The organism is Bacillus pumilus (assembly GCF_009937765.1).
GTDB classification, from domain to species: Bacteria; Bacillota; Bacilli; order Bacillales; family Bacillaceae; genus Bacillus; species Bacillus pumilus_O.
Map to the genome: position 1 here is coordinate 804279 of NZ_CP047089.1, position 25490 is coordinate 829768.

Genomic DNA, 25490 nt, shown 5'->3' on the forward strand with positions numbered 1-25490 from the left:
CGTTTGTTTCAGATGGAACAGATGACCTTGCATCTGTTCTCATCCGTGTTAGAAACCGCATTTGATTTTCACGTACATGCCTAAGAACTTGAATTCGCCTAAAAATTTAGAGCCTTTTCCAAAGGTCTTGCATGCCCAAATCAATGCTGCGACTGTCACAATACCTAAAATAGCGGCAAGGACATAAATCCAAAATGCATTTTTCTGTACGTTCTTAGAAGTTAGAATTCGTTGCTTCCTTTCATCATAAGCCGCCAATAGGTGAAGGACATACATATACACACCTACTGGAAAACGAAGGCTAAAAGGATTCAGCATCTCATCACCCCCTAATATATGTAAAATGATACTATCCCGCATACAGAAAACATAAGTTCATTTCAGATCATATTTTTAGTCGATTTTTCATGATCTATTGCTTATAAATGGTAAAGCTGTGCGCTTTCCCTCTGACTGAAGGACGATTTTTTACAAAAATAGGATGTGACTATTGAAACAGCTGCGGAATCTCTATCAACCAAAAAAAAACGCTGCGCCCACTCTAATATAAGAGCGGAACGCAGCGCGTTGCTGGCATTATTTATTCAAGTTATAGAATGTTTCAATGCCGTGGTATTGAGCTGTTTCAGCCAATTGATCTTCGATGCGAAGTAATTGGTTGTATTTCGCCACACGGTCCGTACGAGACGGAGCACCTGTTTTGATTTGTCCAGCGTTTGTTGCAACAGCGATGTCTGCAATTGTGCTATCTTCTGTTTCACCAGAGCGGTGAGAGATAACAGCTGTGTATCCTGCACGTTTTGCCATTTCGATTGCATCAAATGTTTCAGTTAATGTACCGATTTGGTTTACTTTGATTAGGATTGAGTTACCAACGCCGTTTTTGATTCCTTCAGAAAGCTTCTTCGTGTTTGTCACGAACAAGTCATCTCCTACTAGCTGAACCTTGCTGCCAAGGCGCTCAGTTAATAGTTTGTGACCTTCCCAGTCGTTTTCATCAAGGCCGTCTTCGATTGAGATGATTGGGTATTTCGATACCATATCTTCATACCAGTCAACCATTTCAGCAGATGTTTTCACAACACCTTCGCCTGATAAATGATATTTACCGTCTTCTTTGTTGTAGAACTCAGAAGATGCAGCATCCATTGCAAGTTTCACTTCTTCACCTGGTTTGAAACCAGCTTTTTCAATCGCTTCTACGATTGTTTGAAGTGCTTCTTCGTTAGAACCAAGGTTTGGAGCGAATCCACCTTCGTCACCTACAGCTGTGTTTAAGCCTTTTGCACTTAATACAGATTTTAGGCTATGGAAGATTTGTGCGCCCATGCGAAGTGCTTCACGGAAGTTCGGTGCACCTACAGGCATAATCATGAATTCTTGAATGTCTACATTGTTATCCGCATGCTCTCCGCCATTGACGATGTTCATCATTGGTACTGGAAGCGTTTTGGAGTTGAATCCACCAAGGTATTGGTAAAGTGGAATTTGTAAGAAATCAGCAGCCGCACGTGCTACAGCGATAGATACGCCAAGGATTGCGTTTGCGCCTAATTTCCCTTTATTTTCTGTTCCATCAAGTTCGATTAACATTTTGTCAATTGCTACTTGTTCAGTGACATCAAAGCCTAAAAGCTCTGGTGCAATGATTTCGTTTACGTTGTTTACAGCTGTCAGAACACCTTTTCCTAGGTAACGGTCTTTGTCTCCGTCACGTAGTTCTACTGCTTCATATTCACCTGTAGAAGCACCACTTGGTACTAGTGCACGGCCAAAGCCGCCAGATTCTGTGTAAACTTCTACTTCAACTGTTGGGTTACCGCGAGAGTCTAATACTTCGCGTGCATATACGTCAACAATGTATGGCATCGTTATTTCTCTCCTTTTGAATCAATTTGTTATTTCTGAATCAATGATGTTCCTGTCATCTCTTTTGGTTTTTCAACACCAAGTAAGTCTAAAAGCGTTGGAGATAGATCGGCTAGAATACCGCCTTCTCTAAGCGTTGCCCCTTTTTTCGTTACGATCACTGGAACAGGGTTTGTCGTATGTGCAGTATGCGGCTTTCCTTCTTCGGTAATGAGCACGTCTGCGTTACCGTGGTCTGCCGTGATGATGGCATGTCCGCCTTTTGCTAGGATTGCGTCGACAACAGCTCCTAAGCACTCATCTACTGCTTCAATGGCTTTGATTGTTGGCTCGAGCATACCTGAATGACCAACCATATCCGGGTTAGCAAAGTTCAAGATGATCGCATCATGCTTGTCAGCATTGATGTCTGCAACAAGTGCATCCTTTACTTCATAAGCGCTCATTTCTGGCTTGAGGTCATAGGTTGCCACATCTGGAGAATTGATCAAGATACGGTCTTCACCAGGAAATTCTTCTTCACGTCCACCGCTCATAAAGAACGTCACGTGAGGATATTTCTCTGTTTCAGCAATCCGCAGCTGTTTCAATCCATTTTGCGCTAGCACTTCTCCTACTGTGTTATCCAAATTCACTGGTTTGAAGGCAACATAGCCATCAACCGTTTCACTGAAGTGTGTGAAGCAGACGAAGTGTAAATTCTTCGGATGTGCTTCTCCGCGATCAAACGAGCGGAAATCTTCATTTGTGAAAGTGTTCGAAATTTGGATCGCACGGTCTGGGCGGAAGTTATAGAAAATCACAGAATCGCCGTCGTTTACTTTGGCAACTGGCTCACCATTTTCTCTCGTGATGACAGATGGAATAACGAATTCATCGTAGATTCCATTTTCATAGGAGTCATCAACGACATCATAGATGTTTTGATAACTTGGGCCTTCACCATACGCCATCGCGCGATATGCTTTCTCCACACGATCCCAGCGTTTGTCACGGTCCATTGAGTAATAGCGTCCAGAAAGTGTTGCCACTTCTCCGACACCGATTTCTTTGATTTGTTCTTCAAGCTGTTTTAAGTACACTTTAGCTGTCTTTTGACCAACATCACGTCCGTCCAAGAAGCCATGAATGTATACTTTTGTTAAGCCTTCTTTTTTCGCTAGTTTCAGCAAGGCAAAAAGATGCTGGATGTGGCTGTGCACACCGCCGTCTGACAGAAGACCGAATAAATGAAGGGCCTTGTCATTCTCTTTTGCATAAGTCATTGCCTCTAGGAACGTTTCATTTTTCTCAAATTCCCCATCACGAATGGCAACATTCACTCTTGTTAAGCTTTGATACACAATGCGTCCTGCACCGATGTTCAAATGCCCAACTTCAGAGTTCCCCATTTGACCTTGCGGGAGGCCTACTGCCTCACCTGAAGCCGTTAAGGTTTGATGCGGGAATTCGTTCCAGTAGCGGTCGAAGTTCGGTTTCTTTGCTTGGGCAACAGCGTTACCGACTGTTTCGCCTCTTAAACCGAATCCATCTAAGATGATTAATGCAGCTGGTTTCTTACTCATATTGACCTTCCTCCAATAATTGAACGAAAGACTGAGGTTCTAAGCTTGCGCCGCCTACCAAAGCACCGTCAATATCGGATTCTGCCATATATTCTTTAATATTCGCAGGTTTCACGCTTCCGCCATATTGAATGCGAAGGCTGTCTGCCGCTTCTTGACCATATTCGCTTGCAACCGTTTGACGGATATGCGCGCAAACGTCGTTTGCATCTTTCGCTGTAGAAGATTTCCCTGTACCAATAGCCCAAATTGGCTCATATGCGATAACAGATTCAGCGACTTGCTGAGTTGTGAAACCAGCTAGTGCTTTCTTCACTTGATCAGCGACAAGTTCATTTGTTTTGCCAGCTTCACGCTCTTCAAGCGTTTCACCTACACAGATAATTGGAACGATGCCATGCTTGAATGCAGCATGTGCTTTTTTGTTCACTGTTTCATCTGTTTCAGCAAAGAACTCCCGGCGCTCTGAATGACCGATCACTGAGTAGCCGATGCCAAGATCTTTTAGTGCAGCAGGGCTGATTTCACCAGTGAATGCACCGTTTTCTTCAAAGTGCATGTTTTGTGCACCAATTTTAAGGTCTGTTCCGTTAGAAAGGCTGTTGAGCTTTTCAAGGAAAAGGGCTGGCGCACAGACAATTGCTTCCACTTTGTCAGGAGATGGAATGGATGACTTGACTTCTTCAACGAAGCTAACCGCTTCGCCAAGTGTTTTGTTCATTTTCCAGTTCCCAGCTATAATTGGTTTTCTCATGATTGACACTTCCTTATAGCAGTTTTGGTCTTATTTATCGTTTAATGCAGTAACACCTGGAAGCTCTTTGCCTTCCATAAATTCAAGTGAAGCGCCGCCGCCTGTAGAAATATGGCTCATCTGATCGGCAAGACCAAATTTCTCAACAGCTGCTGCTGAATCTCCACCGCCAATGACAGAATATGTATCTTTTGCTTCTGCCAGTGCTTCTGCGATTGCTTTTGTTCCTTTAGCGAATGCATCGATTTCAAATACACCCATTGGTCCGTTCCAAACAACAAGTTTGCTGTTTTTAATGACATCAGCATACTTCTCTCTTGTCTCTGTTCCAATATCAAGTGCTTCTAGATCACTTGGAATTTCAGAGATTGGCACAATGCTTGTATTCGCATCATTTGAAAAGTCGTCGGCTACCAGAACATCTGTTGGAATCAGGAAGTTCACGCCTTTTTCTTTTGCACGGTCCATAAAGGATTTCGCTAAATCTACTTTGTCTTCTTCTAATAGAGATTTCCCTACTTCGTGGCCAAGTGCTTTTACAAATGTATAAGCAAGTCCGCCGCCGATGATGAGGTTGTCCACTTTATCAAGAAGACTTTCAATCACACCGATTTTATCCTTTACTTTTGCGCCACCAATAATCGCTGTAAATGGGCGATCAGGGTTTGAAATGGCTTTTCCTAGAACCTCAAGCTCTTTTTGCATGAGGAAGCCCGAAACAGCCGGAAGATATGCTGCAATTCCAGCAGTGGATGCATGTGCACGGTGTGCAGCACCGAACGCATCATTGACATACACATCAGCTAAATCAGCAAATGCTTTTGATAGTTCAGGATCGTTCTTTTCTTCACCAGGATAGAAACGAACGTTTTCAAGCACTAGCACATCTCCATCTTTTAAGTCAGAGATTTGCTTTTTCACGTTGTCGCCGTAAGCTTCATCCGCTTTTTTCACTTCTTGTCCAAGAAGCTCTTGCAGACGTTTCGCTACAGGTGTCAGACGCAATTCTTCAGTAACTTGACCCTTCGGACGACCCAAATGACTAGCTAGTAGTACCTTTGCGCCTTGTCCTGTTAAATACTCAATCGTTGGTAATGCTGCGCGAATACGAGTATCATCCGTCACTTTTCCGTCTTTCATTGGAACGTTAAAATCTACGCGGCAGAACACAACTTTACCTTTTACGTCAATGTCTTTTACTGATTTCTTATTCATGCTCGTCAGGAGATCCTCCTTTATTCTGGTTTCCTTACGCATTGGACAAGTCTCTCTTTATCCTTTTCCCATTTTGCCCTCATCAAAACGAGAAATCGTGCAGAACGGATAAAAACAGAGAAAAAGGGAAAGGGATGCTTCCCCTTCCCTTGTCCGTCTTCATTATATCGTGTCTCTAGGAAAGAACCAAGTGAGTTCCTTCAGTGTGACAAATTAAAGACCTTGTTTTGCAATGTAAGCTGCAAGGTCAACAACGCGGTGAGAATATCCACTCTCGTTATCGTACCAAGAAATGACTTTCACCATGCTGCCTTCCATTACCATTGTAGAAAGAGCATCGATTGTTGAAGAGTTTGCATTACCATTATAGTCACCAGATACTAATGGCTCTTCGCTGTAGCCAAGGATTCCATTAAGTTCTCCTTCAGCTGCTTCTTTAAGTGCTGCATTTACATCTTCAGCCGTTACATCTTGGTTTAATTCAGCTACAAGGTCAACTAAAGAAACGTTAGGTGTTGGAACACGCATAGCGCCACCGTTTAATTTACCTTTAAGTTCAGGCAATACAAGTGAAACAGCTTTTGCAGCACCTGTAGAAGTTGGGATGATGTTTTCCGCAGCTGCACGAGCACGACGGTAGTCTTTGTGCGGAAGATCAAGAATTTGTTGGTCATTTGTGTATGAGTGAACTGTTGTCATCATACCGCGTTTAATACCAAATTTATCGTTAAGTACTTTTGCAAATGGAGCTAAGCAGTTTGTTGTACAAGATGCATTAGAGATGACATCGTGGCTAGCTGCATCGTATTTGTCTTCGTTTACACCCATAACGATTGTGATATCTTCTTCGTTAGCAGGAGCAGAGATGATGACTTTTTTAGCGCCAGCTTCTAAGTGTTTAGCAGCGTCTGCACGTTTTGTGAAGAATCCAGTAGATTCAACAACGATTTCTACGCCTTGTTTACCCCAGCTTAATTTCGCAGGGTCACGCTCAGCTGATACTTCGATTGTTTTACCGTTCACTACTAAGTTCGTACCATCTACAGAAACCTCTGCATCTAGTTTTCCGTGAACAGAGTCATATTGTAAAAGGTGTGCAAGCATGTTAGCGTCTGTTAGATCGTTAACCGCTACTACCTCAACTTCAGGATTGTTTAATGCTGCACGAAATACGTTACGTCCAATACGTCCAAATCCGTTAATACCGACTTTTACTGCCATGATGTTTCCTCCTTTTATAGGTCACAATGTTTTATATTGAGGGATCAATTGACTCCCTTAATAACTCTTTTGCGGCTCCTTCGTCTGTGACAAGAACCGTTCGGCGGGGTTTTTTGAAATAAGCTTCAATGGCCCCTGCCTTTGATGATCCACCTGCAACAGCAATGATGTGTGGAATGCTTTCTAAATCATCTAGCTGCATGCCGACGGAGTGCACTTTGTGGACGACCTCACCATCACGGTTAAAGTAATAGCCAAAGGCCTCTGTCACTGCGTCATGCTCATCAATCTTTTTTAAATCTTCAGCTGGTGTGTTTCGTCTCATCGCCATTGTTTTTGCTTCACCGATTCCATGAATGAGCATCGTGGATGATTTAATCGTTTGAAGCACTTCTTTGACGGACGGCTCTTCAATAATGGAAGAGTAAGCACCTTCTGACAACTGTCCTGGAACAAACAGCAGTTTGTAAGTACCGGAAGCTTTTTCAGCCATGTGGGCACAAATGGTGTTTGCCTGATTTTTTACATTCTCCCCAAGACCGCCTCTTGCAGGGACAAACATCATGTCTCTGTTTTTAGCATCAGGGGTCATCATTTCGGCAACGGCTTCCATCGTCGTTCCGCCAGTGACGGCGACGATATTATTTCCAGTAAACCTTTTTTTCATACATTGCACAGCAGCTCTTCCCATCTCTTGCTTCACCCACGGGGATTCGTCACTGTCACCAGAAACGATCATGACTTCTTCTAGGCCTAACTTCCTCTTTAATGTATTTTCCAAAAAGGTTAAACCTAAAACGTCCTTCATCATTCCTTCAAGCATTTCAAGCAAAGCGTGACCTTCACTCGTCAGCATCATGCCGCTCGTTTTGACATCCAGCAAATTTTGCTCTTTTAAAAACTGAACTTCAGCTCTTAAGATGCGTTCACTGAGACCTAGACTCGTCGCAAGGCTTCTGCGGCCGATTGGTTCAGCTAACCTGATGTATTGCAAAATGTCGTAGCGTTTTTGCATAACTGTGAGAAGATCTGGCAATAATTTTTTTTGAGCTTCCAATAAACGATTCATGGCTAACGACCCTTTCTTTTCACGTTGGACTAAAAACGTCCCACTGTGACAAAAAACGTCCCGCCACAGCCAAAAAAAATCAATCCCTGCTTTCTTTAATTATTTTAACAGGATAATCTTGCATTTTCAACTCCTACAAACACATTTAGACAAAAAATAGACACATTTTCACCGATAACCTGCTTGTCATCAAGGTTCTTGCTATGATATTTCTTTTCAAAATATTTTATTTTCTTCTATATTGAATGAATTCATCCATGAAAGTGTGCATGCGTAAGAGGTCCGCATGCACATTTTTTGTATAGTCGGTCTTTTATGTTTTTGGAATTCCTTCCTCTTCGGCGAAACGCTTTGCCTCTTCCTTCGGTTTGATTTTGAGATAATAAATGATGTAGCAGGCGGCCATAAACGGTACGCCGCAATAAAGGCCAATCCGCTGTTCCTCAATAAAGAATAAGCTGATAAGCACGATGCCAAAGGCAATGAAGCCTGCTAGTGGGACAAATGGATAGAGCGGTGTACGGAAGACGAGATCCTTTACATCTCCACCGTCTTTTATGAATTGTTTTCTAAAGAAATATTGAGACAAACAAATGGACATCCACACGACAACAAGAACCATTCCAGAAATTGAAATAAGCCACACATACACCGTTTTTGGTGCCACGACACTTGTAAGCAGAGATAGAGCAGATACACCCATTGTCACCAATAATGCATTGATCGGGATTTTACGCTTGGACAGTTTTTTCGTAAAGTCGGGTCCTTTTCCGTCCTTTGAAAGTGACCAGAGCATACGTGATGATGCATACAATCCAGAGTTTGCTACAGATAAGACCGCTGTGATGATAATAAAATTCATGATATCTGCAGCATATGGGATGCCGACCTTGTCCAGCACGACCACAAACGGACTGTCGACTGCGCCTGCTGTCTGCCATGGAAGAAGTGCGGCTAGAACCGCAATGGATAAAACGAAAAAGACCATTGTTCTCCAAATAATATTTCGTATTGATCGAGGCAATGTTTTTTCAGGGCTTTCACTCTCACCTGCTGCGATCCCTACAAGCTCTGTTCCTTGAAAGGAGAAATTGACCGTGACCATGGTTAATAAAATAGCAAAAACACCATTAGGAAATAGTCCGCCATGATCCGTCAAATGATGAAATAAAGGGGCTGGTTCTCCGCCTTTTAAATGAATCATTCCGAAAATTGCGCCAATTCCGATGATAATAAACAATAGGATGGCCGCAACCTTGATGGCTGAAAACCAAAACTCCGTTTCAGCGAAGCTGCGAGCAGAGATGGCATTCACGGCAAATAATATGACGCTAAATGCTAGACACCAAAGCCAAACCGGGATATCTGGAAACCACCTTTGGAGCAATATGCCTGCTGATGTAAACTCCAGACCAATTGTACACGCCCAGCTAAACCAATACAGCCAGCCGATCATAAAACCTGTGGACGGGCCGATATATTTGGTTGCATATTCCTGAAAGGAACCGGCGGTCGGCATCGCCACTGCTAATTCTCCAAGACACAGCATGACCAAATACATTAAAAATCCGCCAATGATAAACGATAGAATGGCTCCCCCTGGTCCTGCCTGATGGATAATCAGTCCTGATCCAAGGAAAAGACCCGTACCGATGACCCCGCCTAGGGCAATCATAAAGAGATGTCTGCTTTTCATGGAACGCTCTAATTCATTATGCTGTTCTTGCATCAAATCCACTTCCCCACTTTCTCTCTTCTATTCAGCATCCTTTGACAAAATTCGCTGTTTGTTGAAAAAGAAAGGGAGAAAGTGAAGCCTTCTCCCCCTTTGCCATTTAAGCTTGAAACAATGCTTCAATATGACCAATCGCCCAGTCTAAATCTTCTTTTGAAATGGTCAGCGGTGGTGCAAAACGGATGACGGTTTCATGGGTTTCCTTACATAACAAACCTGCTTGTTTTAGCTTTTCACAATAAGGTCTAGCTGCCTCTGTCAGCTCCATGCCTATAAATAGTCCGCGTCCACGCACTTCTTTAATCATAGGACTTTGAATGCGTGACAATTTGTCTTTGAAGTATTCACCAAGCTCCATAGAGCGTGCTGCAAGTTTTTCGTCGATTAAGACATCCAGTGCAGCAAGCGACACCGCACATGCAAGTGGATTTCCTCCAAAAGTAGACCCATGAGAACCGGGGTTAAACACACCTAAAATATCACGGTTTGCTACGACACATGAGATTGGGAATACTCCGCCGCCTAAAGCTTTCCCAAGAATCAGCATATCTGGCTCAATGTCTTCCCAATCACAAGCAAACATCTTACCTGTTCGTGCTAATCCCACTTGAATTTCATCTGCAATGAACAGCACATGGTTTTGTTCACAAAGCGCTTTTGCATCTTTCAAGAATCCTTCTGGTGGCATGACAATACCTGCTTCACCTTGAATCGGTTCTATGAGGAAAGCCGCTGTCTGTGGTGTGATTGCTTCACGTAACGCTTCAATATCTCCGTAAGGAATCAGCTTAATTCCAGGAAGCATTGGACCGAAACCTCTTTGATATTCTGCTTCTGAGGAAAGAGACACAGCCGTCATCGTTCTCCCATGGAAATTGCCAACACACGCAATGATTTCTGCACGGTTCTCTTCGATTCCCTTTACATCATAGCCCCAGCGTCTTGCGGCTTTTATGGCTGTTTCTACAGCCTCAGCACCTGTATTCATTGGGAGTGCCATGTCTTTATTCGTCAGTTTGCAAATTTTCTCATACCAAGGGCCAAGCTGATCATTATGAAAGGCTCTCGACGTGAGTGTCACACGGTCTGCCTGTTTTTTTAGCGCTTCAATGATGCGAGGGTGGCGATGTCCTTGGTTCACTGCAGAATACGCACTTAGCATATCCATATATCGATTGCCTTCAGGGTCTGTCACCCACACTCCCTCAGCCTCTGAAATGACAATTGGCAGTGGATGATAGTTTGCCGCTCCATATTGTTCTGTTTGTTGAATCAATTCTTTTGTCTGTGTCATCATCTATTCCTCCTTCTATCAGGTAGCTTCTTTCATTTGGATACATCTTCATCCATATGTTATGCAAGGATCGTGCCAACTTTCTGACCGCTTGATCACAAGGATCTAAATCACTCATTGAGCAAAATTTCTTTGCACATGCCAAATTTTTTAGAGGAAACCGCAAAATTTTTCATGTAAAATAGAAGTAACGTCAGGAGGTGGCGCAAGTGAAAAAAGATCTGCATACCGCAAAGCTTGAAAATGAGATTGATTTATATAAACAAATGCTCGATTTAATTGATGTCGGGGTTCATGCAATTGATGAGAATGGACATACGGTTGTTTATAATAAAAAAATGATGGAGATTGAGTCTTTAAAACGCTCTGATGTTCTCCATAAAAATGTACTCGATTTCTTCGCCTTTCAAGATGAAATGCACAGTACACTTGTCCAAGCGCTGCGTACCGGAAAACAAACCGTACATGCCAAGCAGACGTATCATAATTACAATGGAAAAGAAATTACAACGATTAACCATACATATCCGCTCGTTCGAGACGGTCTCATTCAAGGGGCTGTTGAAATTTCGAATGATGTCACCAAGCTGGAACGGCTGATTCATCACAATATGAAGAAAAAAGGAAGCACTCGCTTTACCTTCGAATCCATTATTGGACAAAGCCCTGCATTTTTAGAGGTGATTGAGCATGCGAAACGAGTGACACGCACCTCTTCTTATGTGCTCATTGTTGGCGAAACAGGGACTGGGAAAGAACTGTTTGCTCAAAGCATTCATAACGGCAGCAGCCGGTCATCTGGACCATTTATTACCCAAAATTGTGCGGCACTGCCTGATAATCTGATTGAAAGCCTGCTTTTTGGTACACAAAAAGGAGCTTTTACGGGAGCAGCTGATCAGCCTGGCTTATTTGAGCAGGCGCAAGGAGGAACCTTGCTTTTAGATGAGATCAACTCATTAAATCCTCATCTTCAAGCAAAACTACTGCGCGTCTTACAGGAGAAACGCGTGAGAAGGCTTGGCAGCACAAAGGAAATCGCTGTTGATGTAAGAGTGATTGCCAATATGAACGAGGACCCTGTGGATGCCATCGCAGGTGGACGCATGCGTAAAGATTTATTTTATCGTCTCGGTATTGTCACCTTATTTATTCCGCCGCTTTCTGAACGAAAAGAGGACATTCCTACGTTTGTGAATCATTTTATTCAAAAATATAATGAGCTGTTTCAAATGAAGGTGAAGGCAGCTGATGAAGAGGTACTTGCCCTTTTTAAGGCGTATGATTGGCCAGGCAATGTAAGAGAACTGGAGCATGTGATTGAGGCGGGGATGAATATGATGATGGATGAAGACGAATTAAGTATGCATCACCTTCCCTATCATTTTCGATTTAAGCAAATGGAAGGCCGTCCTCCTGCGCAATTGCAAACTAATTCTTTGCAGCAAACCGTAGCTGCTGACACCTTTGTCTATACAAGCCCTGAACAAACGACTGATTTTCAAACCCAAATGGAACGATTCGAAAAACAATACATCGTCCATTACTTAGAAAAAATGGACGATAATATTTCACAGACTGCTAAGTTATTGGGCATGAGCAGGCAAAGTCTGCAATATCGAATGAAAAAGCTACATATTTCTCGTCAATAATAGAGCTGTGCCATCATTCGGCACAGCTTATTGTGTATCTGACTGTTCTGCTGGTTTTTGTAGCACATCACCGAGCAAGGTTTCTACATTTTTCAAATGCGTAAGCATCGCTTTCTCTGCTTCTTCTGGCTGCCTGGCCATGACGGCTTTGTAAATTTGTTCATGTTCTTCGTAAAGCTTCCGAATCGAGGCTTTCGTTGAGAATAACACAACTTTTCTCGTTTCCCGCATCGTTTCGACTAACAAGGTTGAGACTTGATTCATTAACACCTTTAATATGTCATTCTTCGAGGCTTTGGCTAATGCAAGATGGAAGGTGAGATCTGCCTCTTCACCAATTTCTTCACGGGCTTCTGCTTGCTTCATTTGTTCGAGTGCATCACGCAGCTGATGAAGGTCATCGTCCGTCCGAAGCAGCGCCGCCTTTTTGACAGCACCTGTTTCAATAATCGTTCTCACTTCAAGGAGCTGTCTGACATCATGCTGCTTCATTAAAAATGCAGGAGATAAAGAAAATGCGAGCTGTTCCGGATCGAACTGCTTCACATATGTGCCTTCCCCTTGTTTCATTTCTATTAATCCGATTGCCTTGAGAGCAGACAGCGCCTCTCTCACAGCGGAACGGCTGACTTGAAAGCTTTCTGAAAGCGCTTGAACCGAATCTAATTTTTCTCCCGGAAGAAGCTCACCAGTACGAATGGATTCGATTAATGCATCCGCAATTTCTTCATATATTTTTTTGGTTTTTATTTGTTTATATTTCAATTGGTCTCACCTCATCACTGTTGTCTACCCTTCTCGGCTCATGCCCTATCTTATACTTTACCCCAAAATTTCCGTTCACACGTCTCCCCGATTTAATTTTCAAAAAATCTTCTGCGTACCTCGCTTCCAACTAAAAAAAGCACCTGCCATGTTTCTGGCAAGTACTTCATTTTAATCATAGCGCTTCCGCAGTGTAGATGATGGAAGATTCATTTGTTCACGGTATTTCGCAATGGTTCTGCGCGACACTCGGATGCCAAAGGTTTGCTGTAGTTTCGTCATCATTTGCTGATCTGAATACGGTTTTTTCTTATTTTCCGTTTGGATCAGCTCTGTGATGTACGTCTTGACTGTATAGCTAGATGCCTCTTCCAGCGAGGGTCCTTCTAGCTTTGCTTGGAAAAATTGTTTCATTTCCATGAGACCATAAGGGGTTTGCACCATTTTCCCTTTCACTGTTCGGCTGACTGTGGACTCATGCACTTGCAAGATATCTGCGATCCGCCTCATCGTAAGCGGTTTCATTTTATGTTTCCCTGTAAGGAAAAAATCTGTCTGGTGTAAGATAATCTCACGAACGACATGGGTCATCGTTTGTTTTCTTTGCTTCAGCGCTTGGACAAGCCAATTGTACTGCTGCTCTTTTTCCTTTAGATACACATATGCTTCATGACGCTTTTGGTCTTGAATCATGGCGAAGTATCTTTCATTCATTTCAACATCTGGGAAAGCGCGCTGATTCAGCTCAAATGTAATGTGATCCTGCACGACAGTAATTGTTACATCTGGCTCTATATACATATGATCTTCTTCGTATGAGAAATGGATGCCTGGTCTTGGTTCAAGCTGCGACACCTCATCTTGTACTGCTTGTAGTGTTTTCATGGAAATGCCTGTTTTCGCCGCGATTTCCTTCCAAGCCTTTCTTGCAAAGAGAAAAAAGTGCTCATCGATGATCAGCTCGGCTTCGTACCAGCGTTCCTTTTTTCTTCTTAGTTGAAGCAGGATGCATTCTTGTAATGATCTCGCCCCAATACCAGCAGGCTCTAGTGATTGAAGCTGATGAAGGACGGCTTCTACTTCTTCAGCTGACACCTTTAAGACAGCTGCCATTTCGTCAACCGGTTCATTTAAATAGCCGTTGGAATCAATGGACTCGATCATAAAATGAAAGATTTTTTGATTCTTTTCATTTAGATTTAAATCAATGGCTTGTTTCTTTAAATACATTTGCAGGCTTTCTTTTTGATGCGTTCGATACGGCTCTGTCATTCGGTCTTGAGATTTTTTATGATAAACTGGTTGATAGCTGTCCGTGTCTTTCCGCTCAATCAGAGGGTTCTCAAGCGCTAACTGGTCAAGATACTCGCCAAGCTCAGTGCTATTCAGCTGGAGCAATGTAATGGCCTGCCTGAGTTCTTGTGTGAGCACCTGCTTTAATACTTGTTCTTGTTGCAGATTAAGGCTCATTGTCTCCCCTCCCTCTCATCATTTTACATGAAGATTGACGGACCGTATATACGAAATAGGAGTGATTTCCATGTCTGAACTTTTTTCCGTTCCATACTTTGTTGACAACTTGAAACAGCACATCGCCATGAATCAAAATGAAGACAAAATTCATGCGATGAATGCCTATTACCGCTCAGTGGTGTCAACACTTGTACAAGATCAGCTGACCAAAAACGCTGTGGTTTTGAAGCGTATTCAGCATCTTGATGAGGCGTATCAAAAGGTGAAAAAAGAAAGTGAATGATTGAATAAGCACACCCTTTGTCATAATGGCAAAGGGTGTTTTTCTTTTGCAAAAAGTTTCTGATCAAGCCTTGATTTGTACATCATCAAAAAGCCAGACCGTCCAACTGTATAGATGATAAAGGAAAACCATAAACCATGATTGTGCCAAATAGGCGTAACTGCTGCTTGAACAACGATAAACAAGACCATCGCAAACAGCATCGAATTTCTGACAGGGGCAATTTCTGTTGCACCTGTAAATACGCCGTATATGACCAAACCGAAACAAGCGGCAAACGGATAGAGAACGAGCCAGTCTGCATAGCCTAATGTCACATCTAGAAGACGCGGAAGATTTGTAAACAAGCCCAAGATCGGCTCTTTTAAGAGAAAATAAACCGACGCAATGAGGCATGCCATAACAAGTGCCCACTGCCTTGAAAGGGTTAAAGTTCTCTCATAAAGGGTGCGGTCATTTGCTCCAACTGATCTGCCCACAAGGATGCTGGATGCATTGGCAAAACCATCGAACAAATAAGCCATGATGTAGTGAATTTGAAATAAGATGGCATTGGCCGCCAGCATCTCTGTTCCAAAAGAAGCTCCTTTTGCTGTAAACATGTTAATCACGACGAGCAGACAAATCGTTCGAATAAACAAATCTTTATTCACATGAAACATTTTCTGCACTGCCTGTGTATCCATGATTTTTTTAAGAGACGGCATTTGGAACCCGTTTTTTGAATGCTTCATGATGATCCATGCGCCTAGCACAAAGGCGGTTAATTCAGATATCAATGTCGCAGCCGCCACCCCTTTGACTGCAAACGAAAACACATGAACAAGCAGAAGGGCAAGTACCATATTCATGACATTGATCAAGATTTGTAAAGAGAGGGCTTCTTTCATTTTTGCCATTCCCATCAGCCAGCCTAATATCACATAATTCATCAAGGTAAACGGCGCACCCCAAATTCGAATATGAAAGTAATCTGCTGCAAATTGCCGAACATCCGCAGCGGGAGAGATCACGAGAAAAGCAGATTGAATAATAGGCCATTGCAGAGCAATAAAACAAAGGCCGACAATGATGGCGATTAAAAAGGGTCTTAGAAAAGCAAGTACGCCCTGCTCTTCACTCTGCGCCCCGTTTGCCTGAGCGGCAAACGCAGATGTACTCACCCGCAAAAAACCAAAGAGCCAATAGAGTGTACTGAAAATAAGACTGCCAACCGCGACGCCTCCAATATATGCGGGATTGGCAAGCTGACCGACAACAGCTGTATCAACAGCTCCAAGTAATGGAGTGGTCATCGTTGAGATGGTTAAAGGAATGGCTAAAGCTAAATACGCTCGATGGTTCACGATGCCACCTGCCTTTCATGAAAAATAGCCTCTTCTAAAAGAGGCATTGCTGAAATAAAGAATTATCGAAACGGTCTACCAATTGTTCGGGACAAAGGATGGTCTGCGAGCATTGCATCTCTCATTTTTTGCACCGCTTTCTCTTCTGATGAAAAGAAATCATCCTTTGATTGAAATTGAGCAACAAGTTCACCTTGATCCAATATCGCCAATTGATCACTTAAGTGATAGGCTGCTGTCATATCATGTGTAATAAATAAGTAAGCGACACCTAGTTCCTTCTTTAATTCTACTAATAAATCTAAAATGACACCCTGTGTGACCATGTCTAGACTGCTGACGGATTCATCCAGTACGACGAGCTTTGGCTGCAGCAATAAGGCTCTAGCAATGTTGATCCTTTGCAGCTGACCACCGCTGAATTGATGCGGATATTTAGACAAATCCTTTTCACTGAGCCCGACTCTTTCCAGCCAATGGATGAGCACGCTTTTACGTTCTTTTCGGCTCATGGTTTCATAGTTTTCAAGCGGCTCGGATAAAATTTGTTCGACTGTCCACCTTGGATTGACCGCCGAGTACGAATCTTGAAACACCGCTTGCACATGCCGGCGATAATGTTTGCGTGTTCGTTGATCTGCACAATATATATCCTGCCCTTCAAAGAGAACCTGACCGGCTTTTGGCTTCTCTAGACCAAGTATGATACGGCCTAGCGTGCTTTTCCCTGCGCCGCTTTGCCCCAGCAATCCGACGCACGTGCCTTCTTCAATGATTAAATCGACGCCGTTTAAAACTTGGTCTGCGCCTTTTTTTTTCATCAGAAACGACCGGTTGTTGTATGAATGACTAACTGCTTTCACTTCTAATAAATGCAAGGGTCTTCTCACCTCAAATCGGGCAAACAGCTGGGATGGATGGACGAGCTGCTAATAGTTTCTTTGTATAATCATGCTTTGGGTTTTCAAAAAGCTCCAGCACTTCTGCTTTCTCTACCATTTCTCCCTGCCTCATGACAACAACCTGATCTGCCATTTCTGCAATGACGCCAAGGTCGTGAGTAATGAGCAAAATGGCGGTTCCATACTCATGACGAATGTGGTTCAGATGCTCCAGCACCAGTTTCTGCGTGTGTACATCTAAAGCAGTTGTTGGTTCATCTGCTATGAGGAGAGGCGGGTGCATACAGGCAGCCATGGCAATCATGACACGTTGCAGCATGCCGCCGCTTAGTTCAAAAGGATACTTGTTTAATAGCTTGTCTGGCTGCGGCAGATTCATCTGCGCTAACGCATCCATCGCCTTCGCTTTTGCCTGCCTTTTACTAACAGTGGTATGCCGGCGGATGGTTTCAATCAGCTGATGACCGATCGTCCATACAGGAGTAAAGCTGTTCATTGGATTTTGCATAATATACGAGATGTCCTTACCCCGAATAGAACGCATATCCCTTTCACTCATACCGATCAATTCTCGTCCTTGTAATGTGATGCTGCCAGTAACATCCGTTGTTTTCCGGTCAAGCATATGTAAGATCGACATACTTGTGACTGTTTTCCCGCAGCCGCTCTCACCTATTAATCCAACGATTTGACCACGCCCTACTTCAAACGATACGTCCTGAATAAGAGAGGTTGTCCCATGAGGCGTTTTCGTCTGCACATGCAGGTTCTCTATTTGTAAAATGGACTCTTGCACATTGATCATTCCTTTACACTCGGCGTTTGATACCATATTTCTCTGAAAGGGCTTCTCCTAGTAAATTAAAAAGAACGACGACAGCCATGATGACAAGACCTGGATACAGCATCAACTGCGGATTCGTTTGAATATACGATTTTCCTTCATGGATCATCGCTCCCCATTCTGGCATAGGAGGCTGAACGCCTAATCCGAGAAAGGACATTGCTGAAATGTCCATAATCGCCCAGCCCATTTCAAGTGTGCCAATGACAGCGAGTGGCGGCAAGACATTTGGAATCATATGCTTTCTCATGATATTCCAGTGGGATGTCCCGCTAATTTTCGCCGCGGCAATAAAGTTCTGTTCCTTTAAACTCAGTACCATTCCTCTGAAGACGCGAGCATAGTATACCCATTGTACAAGCATCAAAGCCAGCACAACTTGAGACAGTCCAGGACCGAAGATGCCGACTAGTCCGAGGATCAGCACTAGGTTCGGGAATGCCATGATCCCGTCGCAGATTCTCATTAAGACGTGATCGATCCAGCCGCCTTTATAACCTGACAACACCCCAACGATTAACCCAATCAATAAAGAAGAGAGAAAGATTAATAACGCACAGCCTAGTGAAACACGGGCACCATATAAAATTCGTGATAAATTGCACCGGCCTAATTGATCTGTCCCAAGAGGATACTCCCACGAAGACCCCTTTAGCTTCATCGCTAGATTGACAGCCGCCGGATCATGCGGGGCAATCCACGGTGCACATATTGTGACAATCAGCAATAGACCAAGGAACACCACGCAGATCGAGATCATCTTTTGATGAGAGAAGAGATATTTTCCTTTTGTCATCATGACTGGCGGCCTTCCTTTCTGGAAATACGGGGGTCAATGATCAGCTGAAGTAAGTCCACAATCAAGCTGCTCAAGATAAAGATACATGCTGCCATGAGGACATAGAATTGAATGACCGGCAGATCCCGGTTAAAGATCGCTTCAATAAAGAAGCGTCCAAACCCTGGCCATGAAAAAACTGCCTCGACGATAATGGTTCCTGTGAGCAGCTTGCCAAGATTCACCCCAAGCCCTGTCAGCATGGGCGATATCGCAATTCTCAATACATGCTTGAACATGATTGACCGTTCCTTTAATCCTCTGATTCTCGCATATTGAACAAACGGCTCTTGTAGCGCCTCACTCACACTTGATCGTAATAGCCTTGTATACATCGCAATTAAAGGGACGGCCAGTGTGACCGACGGCAGGATGAGATGCGCCCATGTTCCGACCCCTTCAACCGGTAGAAGATCGAGCTTCACGGAAAAAAAGAAGATGAGCAAATACCCCAAGACAAACGTCGGGATAGATGCTCCTAAGAAAGAAACGAGCCGGCTCACATGATCAACAATTCCATTTTTCCTCATGCCGCTGAAAAATCCGAGTGGAATGCTGACACAGATAGCGATCAGTAGACTAGTCAGCGCCAACTGAATCGTCGCGGGTATTCTATAGATCACCTCATGAAGCACAGGCTGGTTAGACATATATGACTTACCAAAATCAAGGTGAATGACTTTTTCAATGGTGTGAAGATATTGCATATAAAACGGTTGGTCTAATCCAAATTCACTTCGTTTTTGCGATAATATTTCATCCGTTGGCTGGATATGAGCCGCTGCTAAATATGCCTCCGCCGGGTCAACTGGAGAAAGGTGAATCATACCAGTCGTGAAAAGAGTGGCTAATAAAAATACAGGGATGATTGATAGCATGCGTTTGACGATATAGCGGCCCATTTCCTAACCTTCCTTCTATTACTTCAGCTTAATACCTGTGAATGGATGTTCATCGCGATTTGCTGGGAACTCAAAGTCCTTCACATTTTTTTGATAAACGGCTGTCTTTTTAAAATAAGAGATTGGCACAATCGCTCCTTGATCCTGTAATGAAGATAAGACAGACGAATAAAGTGCTTTTCGTTTGTTTTCATTGGTTGTTGATGGAATTTCGCTCATTTCTTTGATCAGCTTGTCCTTATTTGGATAGGCTGAGATGGCTTCTTTGAATCCAAAACCATCTGATGAGACGACGTTCATAAATGTATGCGGATCATATGGCGCTCCGTAGTTGCTAAAGAAGTTCATATCAAACTTGTTGGCTTTAAAGCGCTGCACCTGTGTTGCCAGCTCCACACCTTCAAGTTTGACGCCAACACCGATGGCACCCCATTCTGCTTGAAGCGTCTCCGCCATCGCTTTTTGAATTGATTCTGCTGAATCATACATCATACTAAATTCAAGCGTTTTTCCATCTTTTTCACGAACGGTTTTTCCTTTTGGAAGTGTCCATCCTGCTTCATCCAGCAATGCTTTCGCTTTGTCTACATCATATTGGAACGACTTCACCTTAATATCGGATGTGTAAGGCATGTTGGTCGGCAATATGTGATCTGCTTCATCCTCTAAGCCAGAGGTGACACCTTCTACCATTGATTTCTTATTGATCGCATATTGAAGGGCGTGTCGCACTTTCTCATCTGACAGCTGATCGACTTTTGTGTTCATGACAAGCTGTCTCGTTGCTACAGGCTCTGACATTTTTGTTTCATACTTGCCGCTTGCCTCTAACTGTTTGTAGGCATCTAAGCTAATGGTTCCTTCTCCATAAAGGACATCTACATCACCTTTTTCAAATGCCATAACTCTCGTTTCCGCATCTGGGATGACCTTGACTTTGATTTCTTTGATCTTTGGTTTTTCTCCCCAATAATGATCATTCCGTTCAAAAATGGCATAGTCATCTTTTTGATATGTTTTTAATACCCAAGGGCCTGTCCCTACTGGTTTTTCAATTCCTTTTGATGTATCTCCGTTTTTAGGGAAGCCTGCTTCGCCTAGAAAACGAACCGGGCGGACAACGGCTAATTCTTGAACAGTTGGATAATATGGCTCTGTTAATGTGAGTTTAAACGTTTTCTTGTCTACTGCTTCTGTTTTTTTGATTTTTTTTATCACACCTAACCAGCTATGTATATCCTTGTTTTTCAAGATGGAATCAAAGTTCTTTTTCACAATGTTTGCATTAAACTCAGATCCATCTGAAAATGTCACTTTGTCTCTTAGATGGAACGTGTACACCTTGCCATCCTTTGACACATCCCATGATTTCGCTAATTCAGGTTTTAGCTTTCCATTCTTTTGATAGCTGACCAATGGCTCGTAAATCATTGATTGCGCGAACAATTGTGATGGGTTGTATACGTGCGGATTCATTTCGCCAATATCTCTCGGCCAGGCCATCGTGATCATGTCAGGATGATCCTTATCTCCACCTGCTCCATTGTTTGCTTGAGAGCAGCCTACTAATAAAAAGATAATCAGGAAAGGGATGACTGTATTTATTTTAATTTTCGGAAAAAAATGGCTCCAAATCGACATAAGATGTTCCTCCTAATTGATGCTGATAATCATTTTCATTTTAAGGAGGAAGGTCCTCGTTGTCAATATCATATTTAAATCGAATTGACAATACTTATTCCTATTTATCCCACTAAATGGTGAATTTGATAAAAAGAGAGGCAGGCTGCTTACGAGTGAGCAGCCTGTGAAGAGGGGATTGTTTTTTCTCGCAGGGCATGACGAAGTATGTCAATGATACGATCCTGTTCAGCTTCTGTCATACTTGTTCCAGAGGGGAGACAAAGCCCTGTTTCAAATAACAACTCAGATACGGGAGTGCCTTTCGCAGCCGAATAAAAGAGGCAATCACGAAAGAGCGGCTGCTGGTGCAGCGGCTTCCATACACGCCTTGCTTCGATCTGTTCTTTTTCTAGTGCAGCAATGATGTCCACTGGAGATGTTTGCTTTTCACAATCAATAGTCAATGTCGTCAGCCAACGGTTAGACTTGGTGTTTTTATATTCTGGCATGAAATAAAGACCTTCTACTTTAGATAATGCATCCTGGTACCGCTTGAAAATGTGACGCTTTTGTTCAACACGCTCGTCCAATATTTCCATTTGAGCGATCCCGACGCCTGCTAGCAGGTTGCTCATGCGATAGTTATATCCTATCTCTTGATGCTCATAATGCATCGCGGGCTCTCTAGCCTGTGAAGCGAGAAAGCGGCAGCGTTCGATCGCAGCTTCATCATCACTCACAAGCATTCCGCCGCCTGATGTTGTAATGATTTTATTTCCATTAAACGAATAGACACCGAACCTGCCCATTGAGCCGCTTTTTTCTCCTTTATATAGAGCGCCTAACGATTCAGCCGCATCCTCAATGACTGGTACATCGTATGCTTCACACAACGCCATGATCTCGTCCATTTTTGCGCTTTGTCCATATAAATGCACGACTATGACTGCACGTGGTCTTTTTCCGAGTCGTTTTGATTCCTCAAAGGCTTTCTCTAAAGCAAGCGGGCACATATTCCATGTATCCTTTTCAGAATCAATAAAAACGGGTGTCGCTTGTTCATATAAAATTGGATTTGCAGTTGCCACAAATGTGAGGGTGGAACAAAAGACCATGTCCCCTTTTTGAACACCAATAAGCTTTAATGCGAGGTGAATGGCTGCTGTTCCAGAAGATAAAGCCGCTCCTGCCTTCACTCCTGCATAGTGCGCAACTGCCTGCTCAAATTCATTCACAAGAGGTCCCAGCGGTGCAATCCAGTTGCTCTTGAAGGCTTCCTCTATTTTCAAATACTCTTTTCCGCTCATATGCGGAGGTGATAAGTAAATTCGTTTCCTTTCTTGCATCATTTCCCACCCTCTCTCCGATCTTTGATTTCTCTTGCAGGTATGCCTACAGCGACTTTCTGATCGTGTATATCTTTTGTGACTGTGGCTCCTGCGCCAATGATTGTCCAGCTTCCGATCGTTGTCCCGGGAATCACAACAGCACCTGCCCCTATATGTGTACCCTTTCGTACAGACACACAGCCAGTTAACACTGCTCCCGGTGACAGATGCACAAACGATTCGAGTATACAGTCATGCTCTACGATTGATCCTGTGTTGATAATCGCATGTTCACCGATTGCTGCATCTGCTTGAACGACTGCCGTTGCCATCACGACAGCTCCCCTTCCAATGATCGCTGATGGACTTACGACCGCCCGTGGATGGATGAGTGTGGCAAATGCCGTGTTTCCAAAAGCGAGGCGTTCCTTTACTAACTGTCTGCTCTCATTTTGTCCAATCGCAATCAGCCATTTCATATGCGGTATTGTCTCTCTCAGCTCTTGACTCATAGAGATCGGTCCATACAAGATACTGCTTTTAGTCGTAGTTTCTTCAAATTGATCATCTAATACAGCGCATAATGAGTAATCGGGATGGGCAGCAATCATTTCTTGAATGACTTTGCTATGCCCACCAGCACCAATTAAACCAATCGGTTGCTCTTTACATATCGGTTCCTTTGAATTTTTCAGCTGTGGCATGATGCGGCTGCTGCACCCCCTCTGTTTTGATCACTTTCAGCAAGGTCATCCATAAAATTTTCATATCAAGCCAAAATGATTGATGCTCGACATACCAGAGGTCATAGGTGAATTTCTCCTCCCAGGAGATCGTGTTCCTTCCATTCACCTGTGCCCATCCAGTAATGCCAGGCTTGACAAGATGGCGCCTTGCTTGCTCCTCTGTATACATTGGCAAATACTCCATCAAAAGCGGCCTTGGTCCAACGAGACTAAGCTCTCCTTTTAGGACATTGACTAGCTGCGGCAATTCATCAAGACTGAGCTTGCGAATCAAGGCGCCGGTTTTTGTTAATCGAAGATGATCTGGCAGGAGCACCCCATGCTCGTCGCGTTCATCGGTCATCGTCCGAAATTTATACAGCATAAATGGCCGGCCATATAGACCAGGCCGCTTCTGCCGAAACAACACAGGCTTCCCAATTTTCCACCGAATCAGTCCATACAGCAGAAGAAAAAGAAGACTGCCTGCGATGAGCAGCGTCAATGCCACCATCACATCTAACATTCTTTTCATCATGAAATCTCCTTATCTCACTAGCGGGAAACAGCTTGTTTCACCTTACTCACCAGCTGCTGCCGCTCTCGTTTTGTTCCTGCAAATTGATACAAGTAGCCCATATAAAGAAAGAAACAAAAACCGCCAATACAAAACAGCTCCCACCATGAGGTCACATTATAAATCGCTTGAATTCCTGCACAGACACCCCAAATCATGAGCGCTCCTGCAAGTGGAACGATTGTATGTTTATAAAAGATGGTCCGTTTCTGTTTCGTGATGCGGGCCGTATAAAATGGCAGAAACACGATATTTTTGATCAATAATACAATCGCTCCCGCTGATGCAATGCCATATAAACCAAGCTGAAGCATATGAGTCAATCCATAGGCAAAAAGCACATTGGATACACCTAATATGAGCGTGACCACCGCCGGAACCTTCAATCGATTAAAAGCGGTCGGCACATATGTCAGCGGTAAAAACATCAAGGTCAAGCATAAATAAGCAGCATGAATCATGAGAAGCCATTTCAGCTCTTCAAAGGCAGGTCCAAGCCATAAAAGCATGAGTGGACCGGCAAGTCCTCCGAGCAGAGCGGCTGGAAACGCGACAAATAAACCGCTCCACTTAATGGCACTCGCTGCATATTGGATGAGACCTTCTTCATCTTGATTCGAGTAAAATTTGGTAATCGTTGGGGCAAACACAACCGCCAATGTTCCTGCGAGTGTGCGTAATAGTAATGGAAATTGTAATATCGCCGCATACTGTCCCGTCGCTTCCGCTCCAATGAGCAGATTCGTCATCAATAAATCAATCTGTAGAAATAGTAAAATCCCCATTTGCTCAAAAGAATGCCAGACCCCTGATCGAACAAGAGTGAGACTAGAAGATAGTGAAACGTGCCGCCACTTAAACGAAAACCAAGGGATGAGTTTTTTAAAATAATAGATACCTATTCCCATAGCTGCCAAGCTTCCTATCACAGCCGCAAGTGGAATATGCCAGATGGCGGGTGCCGTCCATGTAAACAGCATCACAATCATCAGTGCCCTCAAAAACATTTGAATGGCCTGACCAATACTTGATACATATAACTTATTCGCATAAAACGGCGCAGCCCCAATGCCCGACATGACAAAATTGAGCATAAATAAAAGACCCCCTAATATAAAGGCGGTCTGTGTATCCTTTGCGAGATCACCAGGCACATGAAGCCACTCTACTAACTGGCGGGACATGAACAGACAAAACAGAAACAGACTGATCGATAAAAAAACAGAACTGACGAAATAAGATGAGAGATAGCGCTGCGCCTTCTCGATTTCCCCTTTATGAGCCGCCACAGAAAAAAAGCGCACCACAACAGCACTTAATGAAGCCGTGATAACCGATAAATAGTTGATCATATTTTGCGTCAGATGGATTAAGCCGAATGCTTCGACTCCAAGTGTATGAACGATGTACGGCGTTAAACAAACAGACATAAGCATCATCAAGACAAACGTCATGATGTTTGCACTGGCGTTGTAAAGAAATGCTCGATTCATTTTGATTTCACGCAGCG

At 43.4% G+C, this 25490-nt stretch carries 23 protein-coding genes; 2 read left to right on the forward strand and 21 right to left on the reverse strand.

Features of this window, described 5'->3' with window-relative positions; genetic code table 11:
* Nucleotides 1-48 precede the first annotated feature (48 nt).
* From GPS65_RS04025 to GPS65_RS04065, 9 genes are all read right to left on the reverse strand, one after another.
* The gene (locus GPS65_RS04025) at nucleotides 49-318 is read right to left on the reverse strand and encodes a hypothetical protein (RefSeq protein ID WP_012011299.1); all 270 of its coding nucleotides are present in this window, start codon (nucleotides 316-318) and stop codon (nucleotides 49-51) included.
* 258 nt (nucleotides 319-576) lie between these two features.
* Complete coding sequence (gene eno / locus GPS65_RS04030) at nucleotides 577-1869, reverse strand: phosphopyruvate hydratase (RefSeq protein WP_012011300.1); 1293 nt, start codon at nucleotides 1867-1869, stop codon at nucleotides 577-579.
* A 29-nt stretch (nucleotides 1870-1898) separates the two neighbouring features.
* Nucleotides 1899-3434, reverse strand: coding sequence for a 2,3-bisphosphoglycerate-independent phosphoglycerate mutase (gpmI, locus tag GPS65_RS04035; RefSeq protein ID WP_012011301.1), 1536 nt, complete (start codon nucleotides 3432-3434; stop codon nucleotides 1899-1901).
* A complete protein-coding gene (gene tpiA, locus GPS65_RS04040) occupies nucleotides 3427-4188 on the reverse strand; it encodes a triose-phosphate isomerase (RefSeq protein WP_119125386.1) in 762 nt (253 codons plus the stop codon). The genes gpmI and tpiA overlap by 8 nt, the downstream gene beginning before the upstream one ends.
* 30 nt (nucleotides 4189-4218) lie before the next feature.
* Nucleotides 4219-5403: a phosphoglycerate kinase gene (locus GPS65_RS04045; protein WP_012011303.1), complete on the reverse strand. Its 1185-nt coding sequence runs from the start codon at nucleotides 5401-5403 to the stop codon at nucleotides 4219-4221.
* 213 nt (nucleotides 5404-5616) lie between these two features.
* Nucleotides 5617-6624: a type I glyceraldehyde-3-phosphate dehydrogenase gene (gene gap, locus GPS65_RS04050; protein WP_012011304.1), complete on the reverse strand. Its 1008-nt coding sequence runs from the start codon at nucleotides 6622-6624 to the stop codon at nucleotides 5617-5619.
* 31 nt (nucleotides 6625-6655) lie between these two features.
* Entirely contained in the window at nucleotides 6656-7693 is a 1038-nt protein-coding gene (locus GPS65_RS04055; protein WP_012011305.1) for a sugar-binding transcriptional regulator, read from the reverse strand.
* A 313-nt stretch (nucleotides 7694-8006) separates the two neighbouring features.
* On the reverse strand, nucleotides 8007-9422 hold the full coding sequence (locus GPS65_RS04060; protein ID WP_012011306.1) for an amino acid permease: 1416 nt from the start codon (nucleotides 9420-9422) through the stop codon (nucleotides 8007-8009).
* 106 nt (nucleotides 9423-9528) lie between these two features.
* On the reverse strand, nucleotides 9529-10722 hold the full coding sequence (locus tag GPS65_RS04065; RefSeq protein ID WP_119125388.1) for an ornithine--oxo-acid transaminase: 1194 nt from the start codon (nucleotides 10720-10722) through the stop codon (nucleotides 9529-9531).
* Between the two features lie 209 nt (nucleotides 10723-10931).
* Between GPS65_RS04065 and GPS65_RS04070 the strand changes: the two genes are divergently transcribed.
* The gene (locus tag GPS65_RS04070) at nucleotides 10932-12374 is read left to right on the forward strand and encodes a sigma-54 interaction domain-containing protein (protein ID WP_161985344.1); all 1443 of its coding nucleotides are present in this window, start codon (nucleotides 10932-10934) and stop codon (nucleotides 12372-12374) included.
* Nucleotides 12375-12401: 27 nt separating this feature from the next.
* On the opposite strand, the gene GPS65_RS04075 is transcribed toward GPS65_RS04070, so the two are convergent.
* The gene (locus GPS65_RS04075; RefSeq protein WP_119125390.1) at nucleotides 12402-13139 is read right to left on the reverse strand and encodes a FadR/GntR family transcriptional regulator; all 738 of its coding nucleotides are present in this window, start codon (nucleotides 13137-13139) and stop codon (nucleotides 12402-12404) included.
* A 171-nt stretch (nucleotides 13140-13310) separates the two neighbouring features.
* Entirely contained in the window at nucleotides 13311-14609 is a 1299-nt protein-coding gene (rpoN, locus tag GPS65_RS04080; RefSeq protein ID WP_119125391.1) for an RNA polymerase factor sigma-54, read from the reverse strand.
* A gap of 70 nt (nucleotides 14610-14679) precedes the next feature.
* Here rpoN and yvfG point away from each other — a divergent pair, with 70 nt between their 5' ends.
* Entirely contained in the window at nucleotides 14680-14895 is a 216-nt protein-coding gene (gene yvfG, locus GPS65_RS04085; RefSeq protein ID WP_003213121.1) for a protein YvfG, read from the forward strand.
* Nucleotides 14896-14915: 20 nt separating this feature from the next.
* Here the strand turns inward: yvfG and GPS65_RS04090 are convergent, their stop codons facing one another.
* From GPS65_RS04090 to GPS65_RS04135, 10 genes are all read right to left on the reverse strand, one after another.
* Nucleotides 14916-16241 carry an MATE family efflux transporter gene (locus GPS65_RS04090; RefSeq protein ID WP_119125392.1) on the reverse strand — a complete coding sequence of 442 codons (1326 nt, stop codon included), beginning with the start codon at nucleotides 16239-16241 and terminating at the stop codon, nucleotides 14916-14918.
* Between the two features lie 62 nt (nucleotides 16242-16303).
* Entirely contained in the window at nucleotides 16304-17119 is an 816-nt protein-coding gene (nikE, locus tag GPS65_RS04095) for a nickel import ATP-binding protein NikE (protein WP_119125393.1), read from the reverse strand.
* 13 nt (nucleotides 17120-17132) lie between these two features.
* On the reverse strand, nucleotides 17133-17948 hold the full coding sequence (locus GPS65_RS04100) for an ABC transporter ATP-binding protein (protein WP_186312748.1): 816 nt from the start codon (nucleotides 17946-17948) through the stop codon (nucleotides 17133-17135).
* 4 nt (nucleotides 17949-17952) lie between these two features.
* Nucleotides 17953-18786 carry a nickel ABC transporter permease subunit NikC gene (nikC, locus tag GPS65_RS04105; protein ID WP_119125394.1) on the reverse strand — a complete coding sequence of 278 codons (834 nt, stop codon included), beginning with the start codon at nucleotides 18784-18786 and terminating at the stop codon, nucleotides 17953-17955.
* Complete coding sequence (nikB, locus tag GPS65_RS04110) at nucleotides 18783-19727, reverse strand: nickel ABC transporter permease subunit NikB (protein ID WP_088001181.1); 945 nt, start codon at nucleotides 19725-19727, stop codon at nucleotides 18783-18785. The genes nikC and nikB overlap by 4 nt, the downstream gene beginning before the upstream one ends.
* Before the next feature lie 18 nt (nucleotides 19728-19745).
* On the reverse strand, nucleotides 19746-21368 hold the full coding sequence (nikA, locus tag GPS65_RS04115) for a nickel ABC transporter substrate-binding protein (RefSeq protein ID WP_119125396.1): 1623 nt from the start codon (nucleotides 21366-21368) through the stop codon (nucleotides 19746-19748).
* 149 nt (nucleotides 21369-21517) lie between these two features.
* On the reverse strand, nucleotides 21518-22696 hold the full coding sequence (locus GPS65_RS04120; protein ID WP_119125722.1) for a DegT/DnrJ/EryC1/StrS family aminotransferase: 1179 nt from the start codon (nucleotides 22694-22696) through the stop codon (nucleotides 21518-21520).
* Entirely contained in the window at nucleotides 22696-23382 is a 687-nt protein-coding gene (locus tag GPS65_RS04125) for an acetyltransferase (RefSeq protein WP_161985345.1), read from the reverse strand. Before GPS65_RS04125 ends, GPS65_RS04120 begins: the two co-directional genes overlap by 1 nt.
* Entirely contained in the window at nucleotides 23345-23938 is a 594-nt protein-coding gene (locus GPS65_RS04130) for a sugar transferase (RefSeq protein WP_274379582.1), read from the reverse strand. Before GPS65_RS04130 ends, GPS65_RS04125 begins: the two co-directional genes overlap by 38 nt.
* A gap of 20 nt (nucleotides 23939-23958) precedes the next feature.
* Complete coding sequence (locus GPS65_RS04135) at nucleotides 23959-25473, reverse strand: MATE family efflux transporter (RefSeq protein WP_119125399.1); 1515 nt, start codon at nucleotides 25471-25473, stop codon at nucleotides 23959-23961.
* Nucleotides 25474-25490 lie beyond the last annotated feature (17 nt).

Bases quoted from the DNA above. Each gene is read 5' to 3' on its own strand.
- gpmI (WP_012011301.1), bottom strand. From the start codon at position 3,434: ATGAGTAAGAAACCAGCTGCATTAATCATCTTAGATGGATTCGGTTTA.
- GPS65_RS04125 (WP_161985345.1), bottom strand. From the start codon at position 23,382: ATGCCACAGCTGAAAAATTCAAAGGAACCGATATGTAAAGAGCAACCG.
- tpiA (WP_119125386.1), bottom strand. From the start codon at position 4,188: ATGAGAAAACCAATTATAGCTGGGAACTGGAAAATGAACAAAACACTT.
- eno (WP_012011300.1), bottom strand. From the start codon at position 1,869: ATGCCATACATTGTTGACGTATATGCACGCGAAGTATTAGACTCTCGC.
- GPS65_RS04045 (WP_012011303.1), bottom strand. From the start codon at position 5,403: ATGAATAAGAAATCAGTAAAAGACATTGACGTAAAAGGTAAAGTTGTG.
- GPS65_RS04135 (WP_119125399.1), bottom strand. From the start codon at position 25,473: ATGAATCGAGCATTTCTTTACAACGCCAGTGCAAACATCATGACGTTT.
- GPS65_RS04060 (WP_012011306.1), bottom strand. From the start codon at position 9,422: ATGCAAGAACAGCATAATGAATTAGAGCGTTCCATGAAAAGCAGACAT.
- GPS65_RS04120 (WP_119125722.1), bottom strand. From the start codon at position 22,696: ATGCAAGAAAGGAAACGAATTTACTTATCACCTCCGCATATGAGCGGA.
- GPS65_RS04065 (WP_119125388.1), bottom strand. From the start codon at position 10,722: ATGACACAGACAAAAGAATTGATTCAACAAACAGAACAATATGGAGCG.
- yvfG (WP_003213121.1), top strand. From the start codon at position 14,680: ATGTCTGAACTTTTTTCCGTTCCATACTTTGTTGACAACTTGAAACAG.
- nikB (WP_088001181.1), bottom strand. From the start codon at position 19,727: ATGGGCCGCTATATCGTCAAACGCATGCTATCAATCATCCCTGTATTT.
- GPS65_RS04100 (WP_186312748.1), bottom strand. From the start codon at position 17,948: ATGATCAATGTGCAAGAGTCCATTTTACAAATAGAGAACCTGCATGTG.
- gap (WP_012011304.1), bottom strand. From the start codon at position 6,624: ATGGCAGTAAAAGTCGGTATTAACGGATTTGGACGTATTGGACGTAAC.
- rpoN (WP_119125391.1), bottom strand. From the start codon at position 14,609: ATGAGCCTTAATCTGCAACAAGAACAAGTATTAAAGCAGGTGCTCACA.
- GPS65_RS04055 (WP_012011305.1), bottom strand. From the start codon at position 7,693: ATGAATCGTTTATTGGAAGCTCAAAAAAAATTATTGCCAGATCTTCTC.
- nikC (WP_119125394.1), bottom strand. From the start codon at position 18,786: ATGATGACAAAAGGAAAATATCTCTTCTCTCATCAAAAGATGATCTCG.
- GPS65_RS04130 (WP_274379582.1), bottom strand. From the start codon at position 23,938: ATGAAAAGAATGTTAGATGTGATGGTGGCATTGACGCTGCTCATCGCA.
- GPS65_RS04025 (WP_012011299.1), bottom strand. From the start codon at position 318: ATGCTGAATCCTTTTAGCCTTCGTTTTCCAGTAGGTGTGTATATGTAT.
- nikA (WP_119125396.1), bottom strand. From the start codon at position 21,368: ATGTCGATTTGGAGCCATTTTTTTCCGAAAATTAAAATAAATACAGTC.